Source organism: Herbaspirillum lusitanum P6-12 (assembly GCF_000256565.1).
Classification (GTDB): domain Bacteria; phylum Pseudomonadota; class Gammaproteobacteria; order Burkholderiales; family Burkholderiaceae_D; genus Herbaspirillum; species Herbaspirillum lusitanum.
The window spans coordinates 1-9,651 of record NZ_AJHH01000423.1 but is presented as its reverse complement, the minus strand read 5'-3'; the positions used below and the strand labels follow the sequence as shown (position 1 = coordinate 9,651).

Genomic DNA, 9,651 nt, shown 5'->3' with positions numbered 1-9,651 from the left:
GGGGGGGGGGGGGCCCCCCCCCCGGCATGCGTAGCGTGCTGGGAGCGTCGGCAGTCGCCGCGCTGTTGCTGGCAGCCTTGTCTACTCTGGTCAGCAGTGTTGCGACCGCGCGTTCCTTCACACGCTTGTCGCGGGTGCGCGACGCCATGGATGTAATCGCCTCGGGTACCGGCGATCTCACTCAGCGCCTTCCGGTGACGGGACGCGATGAGGTGGCCCAGATCGCGTCATCCTTCAACAGATTCGTCGACAAGATCGAACATGTCCTGTTAGAGATTCGCGATTCCAGCCGTACCATTCATATGGCTTCGCGCGACATCGCAAGCGGAAATCTCGATCTGTCATCCCGGACCGAGGCCCAGGCCAGTTCCCTCGAGGAGACTGCGGCAGCCATGGAGCAGATTACCTCCAGTGTGCAAAACAACACCGACAATGCCATACAAGCGAATCGCCTGTCTGCTTCCGCATCCGACATCGCTGGCCGCGGCGGCGACATGGTGGAGCAGGTGGTGCAGGCGATGAATGCAATCAATTCGTCCTCCAGAAAGGTCGTGGAAATTATCAGCGTGATCGACGGGATTGCGTTTCAGACCAATATTCTTGCGCTCAATGCAGCGGTGGAAGCGACACGGGCCGGGGAACAGGGCCGCGGCTTTGCCGTGGTCGCTGCGGAAGTTCGCTCGCTGGCGCAACGCTCCGCTGCCGCCGCCAAGGAGATCAAAGTCCTGATTTTCGATTCCGTGGAACAGGTGCGCATTGGCGAGGAGAGCGTGGCCAAGACCGGAGCCACCATCAGGACGGTGGTGGAGAGCGTGAAAAAGGTGAGTGACGTGGTGGCAGAGATCACTTCGGCCAGCCTGGAGCAAAGTCGCGGGATCAGTCAAACCAACGAGGCGGTCGGTCAAATGGATCAAGTCACGCAACAGAATGCAGCCTTGGTCGAGGAAGCAGCCGCCAGCGCTCAGGAACTGCAGGAGCAAGCCTCCCGGCTGGCCAGCATTGTCGCGCAGTTCCGGTTGGGAGGCGGAGAGCCAGAGAATAAGAGTAATTCGGTGACGTTGCCGTATGCCATTCCTCTTGACGCGCTTGCTTGACGACAGGCATCACATCGCTGTCAGATTTTCTGTGGCTCCCTGGCCTGTTGACGGATCTCGTGAGGGATCCGCCCCATCATGGGGCCGGATGAAGCGAAACCAGGAGGGCGCAAAACGTCCATTCCCAGATGCTCACGGCAGTCCCGCAGACGCATCAAACGTCGCGTTGGCGAGATGCTTGACTGCAAGATCAACGAAGGCACGCAGGCGGTTCAGCCGCCTGAGATCGCGATGGTAGCCCATCCAGATTTCGCGATGCGACGGTTCCACCCCCAGTTCCAGCAGGCGGATGCCGTTGACCTGATCGCCAAGTGGGCGTGGCAGCACCGCAATGCCCATCCCCATCGCACACATCTGCGCTTTGATGCTCCGGTTATTGGATTGCAATACAACCCCGGCGTTCGGGAACATCTCCTTCAGCCATGCGGTATCCGGAAAAGTCCCGCTGAAGGTATCGGGGGTGATCAGGCGGATTCCGCTGCCGTCGCCTATGACCGGGTCGGGGCTGGCGGTGGCCACATAGACTCCATAGCGCATCCGGAGCAACCGCCTTTGCACGATATCCTGTTCCTCGAAGGGAACGATGCGGAATGCTATGTCGGCCTCGCGCTGGGCCAGGTTGAACAGACGCGTTCCGGTGAGCACCTCGATCTCGACCAAGGGATAGCTGGCCGCATATTCAGCCAGTACCGGCGGCAGTACATAGGCGCCGAACCAGTCGGCGGAGGTGATCCGCAAGATGCCGTCCAGCGTACGCTGCTTCCCGGCCAGCCGCCGCTCCATCGCCAGTGCTCCCTCCTCGATTTGCTCGGCCAGCGGCAGAACCCCCATGCCTTCTTCGGTCAGAACGAAGCCATCGGCCGTTCGTTGGAAAAGCACTTGGCCCGTGGCTTCCTCCAGGGCACGCAACCGCCGCCCGATGGTCGGGTGGCTGACATGCAGTAAGCGCGCGGCAGCGCCGAGCGTGCCTGTACGCGCTACAGCCAGAAAGATCCTGACATCGCTCCACTCCATATGATCCCTAACAAAATTGAACGGATAGTGTTCATTATATTCAGTTGATGAACAATATCGAACTCTGCGAGACTACCCTTCGTTGCATGCCATACGGCTGGCTTCAGTCGCCAACCGGCGACTCGCGAAAGCACCGTTTAATGGTTTGCGTTGCCTCTAAATTCAACAAAAGGACACTCATGAAATACCAACATTCACTCGCATCGCCTCGGTCGCTTGCCCTGTACATCTTGCTTGCCATGTGCCTGCTACTGCAAGGTGCGGCGCACGCGGCTGCCCCGTTTGCAGGCACGTCGGCGCCGGGGTTCTACCGTTTCATGTTGGGCGGGTTCGAGATCACCGCGCTCAATGACGGCACGCTGGAATTGCCGGTCGATCAGTTCCTCACCAACACCACTCCCCAAAAAACCAACGAAGTGCTGGCAGCGCACTATTTGGAGAGCCCGCTTGAAACCTCCTATAACGCTTTCCTGATTAATACGGGGGGCAAACTCATCCTGATCGACACCGGCGCCGGCAATATCTTCGGCCCGCGCCTCGGCAAGCTGGCGGCAAACATGAGCGCCTCCGGCTACACCCCGTCTCAAGTGGACGAGATCTACATCACGCACATGCACGCCGACCATATTGGCGGGCTGACGACGGATGGAAAGATGAATTTTTCCAATGCGATCATCCGCGCCAATCGCACGGAGCTCGACTACTGGCTGAGCGAAGCGAGCATGGCCAAGGCGCCCGAGGGCAATCGCGGCGACCAGAAAGGCACCTACCGCCGCGCCATGACAATCATGGCCCCCTACATCAAGGCTGGCCGGATACGTCCGTTTGACGGCGAGGAAGAACTGACTCCCGGTATCCGTGCGTATCAAAGCGCCGGACATACACCAGGGCACGTGGGCTACATGATCGAGAGCCAGGGAAATCGGTTGATGGTGGTGGGCGACATCATCCATGTCGCGGCCATTCAATTTCAGGATCCGACGGTCTCCGTTGCGTTCGACAGTGATAGTAAACAAGCCGAAAAGGAGCGCATTAAGGAATTCACCAGCATCGCGGATGGCAAGATCTTGTTCGCCGCCGCTCACGTTCCTTTTCCCGGGCTGGGCCGGCTGCGGGCGAAACAACATGGCTTCCAGTGGTTTCCCGTCAATTACTCGGCGGGGAATAACAATGTCACCAGCCTCAAGTAACCACGTTTCAAGGTCAATATTGAATCGTTTTCCCGTTTAGAACCAATGTACTCAGTGCTGCTGGATTCCGGTTTCTAGCCGTTCATAGATATTCAAATTTCCCCAGTCTTCGATCTTTGACTAGCCGTCCAAGTCATTTATACTGTATATTTGTACAGTATAAATGACCATGTCCACTCCTTCGCCGCAAAGCATACACAGCGGGCTCTGGCTTGCCTCTCAGTTGGCGCTTGGCGGTGCGCGCTGCATCGACACCGGCTTCGCAGCTTTGTCGAAAGAGCTGCCGGGACGCGGTTGGCCGACCGGTGCATTGATCGATTTATTGTTGCAACAACCCGGTGTGGGCGAGTTACGTTTGCTGGGACCGGCGCTGCAAGCGCTGGCGCCGCATCGTATTGCGCTGGTGCAGACGCCGCATGCCCCCCAGATCATTGGCTGGCATCAGAATGGTGTGGACGCCTCGCGGTTGCTATCGGTGCGCACTGCCACGAGTGCCGATGCCGCCTGGGCTGCGGAACAGATATTGAAATCCGGTAGCTGTGCCGCGCTGCTGCTTTGGCAACGCCATCTGCGCAAAGACAGTTTGCGGCGTCTGCATCTGGCGGCGCAAAGCGGCAATACGCTCTTTGTCATGTTGCGGCCTCTCAGTTGCGCGCAGGATGCGTCGCCTGCGGCCTTGCGGCTGTCATTGACGCCGGGCATTGATATCGGTTTCATCAAGCGACGCGGGCCGCAACGCGATGAACCTTTATTTATTTCCTTGCCTTCTCTGAATCTTTTGCATCATGCGCCTGTGGATCGCCGTACACCTGCCCCTGCTGCCGTTGGAAGTGTTTTATCCGAACTGGTTGGGTAACACTGCCGCCGTCGTACTGGAACACGCGCGCGGCGGCCTCGTCGTCTGCCCAGGATGCCGGAGTGCGCCATGGCATGCGTCGCGGCGGCGTGCTGGCCTTGCTGCCGCAGGCACCGATGCATGACCGTGCACCTGAGCGCGAAGCGCAGACGCTGTTCGGCGCTGCGACCGCTTTGCTGCAATACACGCCGCAGGCCAGTTTCAGCGATGACGCAACGGTCCTGCTCGATATCGGCGCGAGTCTGCGCCTGTTCGGCGGCATTCGGATGCTATGCCAGCGTGTGCGTTGCACCATGCACCGGCTCGGTCTGACGGCCATCATCAGTTGCGCACCGACTGCTGCGGGTGCCGCCTTGCTGGCTCGGCATGGCGGTGTCAGGATAATGAAGAAAGAACGTCTGCATCAATGCCTCGACCGGCTTCCGGTCAGCGCCTTGCTCACTGTGGCGCCCTATCTCGACTGGCTTGAAGGCATCGGCTGCCGTACCTTGTCCGATCTGCGCCGTTTGCCGCGCGCCGGCTTGCAACGACGCGGCCACACCCACATGCTCGATACGCTTGATTGCGCCTACGGTAATGCACCGGAGTTGCATGCCTGGATCGAGATGCCGCCGACTTTCCGGCAACGTATCGAACTAAACGAACGCATTGAACATGCCGACGCTGCGCTGCATACCGTGCAAGCGCTACTGGCCCAGCTATGCGGATGGCTGAGCGCCCGCCAGTTGGCGGTCAAGCAGGTGCACGTGCAACTGGAGCACGAACGTGGCCGCCAGGCCGTCACGCCTACTGCAATTCAGCTCGCCCTGGCCGAATCGACCTGGCAAGACAGCCACTTGATCCGCCTGTTAAAAGAACGGCTGGCGCATCTTGAAATCAGCGCGCCCATTATCGCCGTCGTGCTGGAAGCCGCCGAAACCGAGCCCATGGCGCCGGCCAGCGACAAGCTGTTTCCCGAACCGGGCGGTTCGCCGGCAGACTACAAGCGCCTGGTCGAATTGCTGGTCGCTCGGCTGGGTGCGGATAAGGTGCTGCAAGCCTCGCCGCTGGCGGATTATCGGCCAGAACAAGCCAATCGCTGGGTGCCGGTCATGGCGACGGCCACATCGCTGGACCACCGTCCCTTGCCGCCGCGCCCGACCTGGCTGCTGGAGCAACCTGTCGTGCTGCCCCTACGTGCACATCGTCCTTATTACGGCGCACGCCTGCGCCCGGTCTCGCCACCCGAACGCATCGAGGCGGGCTGGTGGAACGGCCTGCTGGTGACGCGCGACTATTACATCGCCGAAGGCGCGAACCATTGCCATTATTGGATCTACCGCGAACGCATCGGCGATGTCGACGGTAGGGAGCCGCATTGGTACCTGCACGGCTTGTTCGGTTAAGAGGAACGCCATGAGCGAGACATCTTCTATCCTACCGGCGACACCCGCCATTCCGGATTATGCCGAGTTGTTCTGCCTCTCCAACTTCACGTTTCTGGAAGGCGCTTCGCATGCGGAAGAACTGGCCGTACGCGCAATCCAACTCGGTTATGCCGCGCTCGCCGTGACCGATGAATGCTCGTTGGCCGGCGTCGTGCGCGCATACACACAAACTAAAGACCGCGAAATCAAGCTGATCATTGGCGCACATTTCCGTATCGACTGGTCGCCGGAGCAACCGCCCATGACGCTGATCGCGCTGGCGCAAAACCGCGAAGGCTACGGGAATCTGTCCGAATTGATCACTCTGGGGCGCACCCGCGCTGACAAGGGGGACTATCGACTCGGCATCGATGACTTTTCTGCGCCGCAGGCTTCGCACGCCCATTTGCGCGGACTGCCTGATTGCCTGCTGATCCTGGCGCCGCATTATCCGGCCGACGCCGAGATACTGGAACAGCAAACTCGCTGGCTCAAACAGACGTTTCCCCAACGGGCATGGCTGGGGCTGACACAGCTCTATCGTCCTTTGGACGCCCGACATCGCGGCGTCCTCCAGGCTACGGCCGACCGTCACGGGCTGTGCATAGCCGCCCTCGGCCAAGTCAACATGCATGTCCGTTCGCGCAAACCGCTGCAAGACACATTGACTGCCATCCGTCTCGGCAAAGCGGTCGGCGACTGCGGCTACGATCTGGCGCCGAACGCCGAACAGCACCTGCGCTCGCGCTTGCGTCTGGCAAATATTTTCCCGGCGGCGGCATTGCAGGAAACCTTGCACATTGCGGCGCTATGCACCTTCAAGCTGAGCGATTTGCGCTACGAATATCCCGAAGAGCTGGTCCCCGACGGACAGACTCCTGCCGCCTATTTGCGCCAGGAGGTCTATCTCGGTGCGTATCTACGCTATCCCGGCGGTATTCCGCAAAAGGTCATCGATCAGATCGAGCACGAACTGACGATGATCAACGACATGGCCTATGAGCCTTATTTCCTCACGGTCTACGACATCGTCCGCTTCGCGCGCGATCAGGGGATCTTGCGTCAGGGCCGCGGCTCCGCGGCCAATTCGGTCGTCTGCTACTGCCTGGGCGTAACCGAAGTCGACCCGACCTGTTCGGTCATGCTGTTCGAGCGCTTCATCAGCAAGGAACGCGGAGAGCCACCCGATATCGATGTCGATTTCGAGCATCAGCGGCGCGAAGAAGTGATTCAGTACATCTACCGCAAATACGGCCGCATGCGCGCCGCCATTGCAGCGGCAGTCCATACTTACCGGCCACGCGGCGTACTGCGCGATGTCGGCAAGGCGCTGGGCGTGGACGCCTCCATCGTCGACAAGGTCGCCAAGTCGCACCAATGGTTCGACAATCGTTACAACATGCTGGAACGCTTTGCCGAATGCGGTCTCGACCCGGCCTCGCCCATCGCTCACCAGTGGGCCATCCTGGCGCAGCAATTGCTCAACTTCCCGCGTCATCTGTCGCAGCACAGCGGCGGCTTCGTGATTGCGCGCGACAAGTTGTCGCGGCTGGTGCCGATCGAAAACGCCGCCATGCCGGACCGCTCGGTGATTCAGTGGGATAAGGACGATCTTGAATCGCTCGGCTTGCTCAAGGTCGACGTGCTGGCGCTGGGGATGCTGTCGGCCTTGCGACGGGCACTGGAACTGGTCGGCAAACGACGCGGCGTCCCGTTTACCATGCAGGACATCCCGCGCGAAGATCCCGTCACCTACGACATGATCTGCAAGGCCGACACCATCGGCGTGTTCCAGATCGAAAGCCGGGCGCAGATGAGCATGTTGCCGCGACTGAAACCTCGCCGTTTTTACGATCTCGTGGTGCAGGTGGCGATCGTGCGACCCGGTCCGATCCAGGGCGGCATGGTGCATCCTTTTTTGCGGCGGCGTGAAGGTCGCGAACCCGAGACCTATCCCAAGGAAATCTTGCGCCAGGCCCTGGAGCGCACCCTGGGCATCCCCATCTTCCAGGAACAGGTGATGGATGTGGCCATCGAGGCCGCCGGCTATTCGCCCAGCGAGGCCGATGACCTGCGCCGTTCCATGGCGGCCTGGAAACGCAAGGGCGGCATGGGGCCGCACTATGAACGGCTGGTGCTGGGCATGACCGACAATGGCTATTCGCGCGAATTCGCCGAGAGCATCTTCAAGCAGATCGAGGGCTTTGGCGAATACGGCTTCCCCGAAAGCCATGCCGCCAGCTTTGCGCTACTTGCCTACGCCAGCAGTTGGATCAAATGTCATGAACCGGAAGCCTTCCTGTGTTCCTTGCTGAACAGCCAGCCTATGGGGTTCTACTCGCCGTCGCAATTGATTCAGGATGCGCGGCGCCATAGTGTACGCGTGTTGCCGGCCGATGTCATGCACAGTAATTGGGAAAGCACGCTGGAAGACCTCCGTGCGGCACGGCCTGCCGTGCGATTGGGCTTGTCCTTGCTCGGCGGCATGAAGGAAGAAGCCGCATTGCGCATCGAACAGGCGCGCCGGACACAAGTATTTAGCGACATCCAGGAGCTTGCCCGTCGCGCGGGCCTCGATAAGCGCGACCTGCAAGCACTCGCTGCGGGGAATGCTCTGGTCGCGCTGAGCGGCCATCGACGCGAAGCATTGTGGCAAGCGCTCGATGCGGTGCCTGCCAAGGACTTGCTGCGTGCTGCACCTTTACGCGAAGAATCACTGACATTGCAGGCACCCTCCGAAGCCGAAGACATAGTCGCCGACTACCGCAGTGCCGGCTTGACATTGAAACGCCATCCGGTAGCGTTGCTGCGACCGATACTGACCAGACGCAAATTTCTGCCCCATGATCTCATGGCGACATTTCAGGATGGCCAGTTCGCGCGTGGCTGCGGCATCGTCACCGTGCGCCAGCGTCCCGGTACCGCTAAGGGCGTGCTCTTCATCACCATCGAAGACGAAACTGGATCAACCAATGTCATCATCTGGCCAACATTGGTGGAAAAGCAGCGAAATGAAGTCCTCAATGCTTCGTTACTGGGTGTCTACGGCATCTGGCAGAGTCATTCCGGCGTAAAGCATCTCGTGGCGAAACGGCTGGTCGACTTGTCGTATTTACTGGGCGAGATCAACGTGAGCAGCCGTGATTTTTGTTGAAAGATTTTACCTGCACGCTATGGATTATCGAATGCATGATTTCGGCAGCCAGGGGTATCGAATAACATCAAGTCGTATCTCAGCTACTCCTCGTCGATTATCGAAAGTGTGCGATTGCCGATAGTCAGCAATGGCATATTTTTGCTGGCCTTTTAATTGTTCAACGACTGCTTCTGGCCGGTTGCGGTCGTCGGCCACTAGCTGACTCACTCGCCAAGGCTGTTCCGGGGTAGAGGCTGTTCTCAGCCGCCCTTCCAATGGAACTATATATTCGGCAACGTTGAGTGCCAGGATATGCCTTTAGATGAAATTGAGAAAATCAGTGTCCTCGATAGCTCTTCCCAAGGATTGAGCGCGGTATCGAATTCAACGAGCGCATAGTCACGACCGCAAGTTTGCCAGCTCATACATGGACAGGCATTAGGTGGGCTATTCCACGGCAGCTTACTAAGTGCTAAGAGAGCTGCTATGGCCGCTTTACGAGTGGTGAATTCTCCGCACCACTCTGAGTGGATTTCATCTTCAACAATAAACATAGTCTAGGCAAGGTTCAGTCATATATTTTCTGTTCTTTCCGCTATGACTGGCTGGTGTTGGCCGATTGCGGACTTCCGCTAATGAGTTCGCAAAAATACACAAAATATACCGATTATCCACGTGATGAAAAAAGTGGCGAGAAACAATATCATCCTTCCGCGTGCGATTCTCCATGTCTCTGTAACAGTCGGATGATAAAGATATTCAAGCATGTCTTTCGACCAAAAATCTCGCCAATCTTTCTTTTGACCAGCATAAATAAAGTTATTTACAAGTAGTGCTCCCATCGAAAAAACGAGGATAACAGCCAATCCAACAGCAACTGAGATATCCAGTGCGGATAGGACATTGACGTCGCGGCTGTTGTTTTGCATCGAAAATTGACCCACATTGACCCACA

Annotated in this window: 7 protein-coding genes; 5 read left to right on the top strand and 2 right to left on the bottom strand. The window is 58.6% G+C overall.

From position 1 onward, the window contains the following. Window positions 1-1,094, top strand: a 1,094-nt coding sequence (locus tag HLUSI_RS28620; RefSeq protein ID WP_157137856.1) for a methyl-accepting chemotaxis protein, incomplete at its 5' end; no start/stop codon positions are given. 132 nt (window positions 1,095-1,226) lie between these two features. Here HLUSI_RS28620 and HLUSI_RS0113605 read toward each other — a convergent pair. After that, a complete protein-coding gene (locus HLUSI_RS0113605) occupies window positions 1,227-2,108 on the bottom strand; it encodes a LysR family transcriptional regulator (RefSeq protein WP_016834496.1) in 882 nt (293 codons plus the stop codon). Window positions 2,109-2,287: 179 nt separating this feature from the next. Between HLUSI_RS0113605 and HLUSI_RS0113600 the strand changes: the two genes are divergently transcribed. From HLUSI_RS0113600 to HLUSI_RS0113585, 4 genes are all read left to right on the top strand, one after another. After that, window positions 2,288-3,298: an MBL fold metallo-hydrolase gene (locus HLUSI_RS0113600; RefSeq protein WP_016834495.1), complete on the top strand. Its 1,011-nt coding sequence runs from the start codon at window positions 2,288-2,290 to the stop codon at window positions 3,296-3,298. Window positions 3,299-3,461: 163 nt separating this feature from the next. Next, a complete protein-coding gene (gene imuA / locus HLUSI_RS0113595; RefSeq protein ID WP_029363498.1) occupies window positions 3,462-4,154 on the top strand; it encodes a translesion DNA synthesis-associated protein ImuA in 693 nt (230 codons plus the stop codon). A 62-nt stretch (window positions 4,155-4,216) separates the two neighbouring features. Next, a complete protein-coding gene (locus tag HLUSI_RS0113590; RefSeq protein WP_029363497.1) occupies window positions 4,217-5,539 on the top strand; it encodes a Y-family DNA polymerase in 1,323 nt (440 codons plus the stop codon). A 10-nt stretch (window positions 5,540-5,549) separates the two neighbouring features. Then, window positions 5,550-8,714: an error-prone DNA polymerase gene (locus tag HLUSI_RS0113585; protein WP_029363496.1), complete on the top strand. Its 3,165-nt coding sequence runs from the start codon at window positions 5,550-5,552 to the stop codon at window positions 8,712-8,714. Window positions 8,715-9,328: 614 nt separating this feature from the next. Here the strand turns inward: HLUSI_RS0113585 and HLUSI_RS34145 are convergent. Further along, window positions 9,329-9,651 (bottom strand): hypothetical protein (locus tag HLUSI_RS34145; RefSeq protein WP_040503484.1); only part of this gene is annotated, 323 nt, incomplete at its 5' end.

Bases quoted from the DNA above. Each gene is read 5' to 3' on its own strand.
- HLUSI_RS0113605 (WP_016834496.1), bottom strand. From the start codon at position 2,108: ATGGAGTGGAGCGATGTCAGGATCTTTCTGGCTGTAGCGCGTACAGGC.
- HLUSI_RS0113600 (WP_016834495.1), top strand. From the start codon at position 2,288: ATGAAATACCAACATTCACTCGCATCGCCTCGGTCGCTTGCCCTGTAC.
- imuA (WP_029363498.1), top strand. From the start codon at position 3,462: ATGACCATGTCCACTCCTTCGCCGCAAAGCATACACAGCGGGCTCTGG.
- HLUSI_RS0113585 (WP_029363496.1), top strand. From the start codon at position 5,550: ATGAGCGAGACATCTTCTATCCTACCGGCGACACCCGCCATTCCGGAT.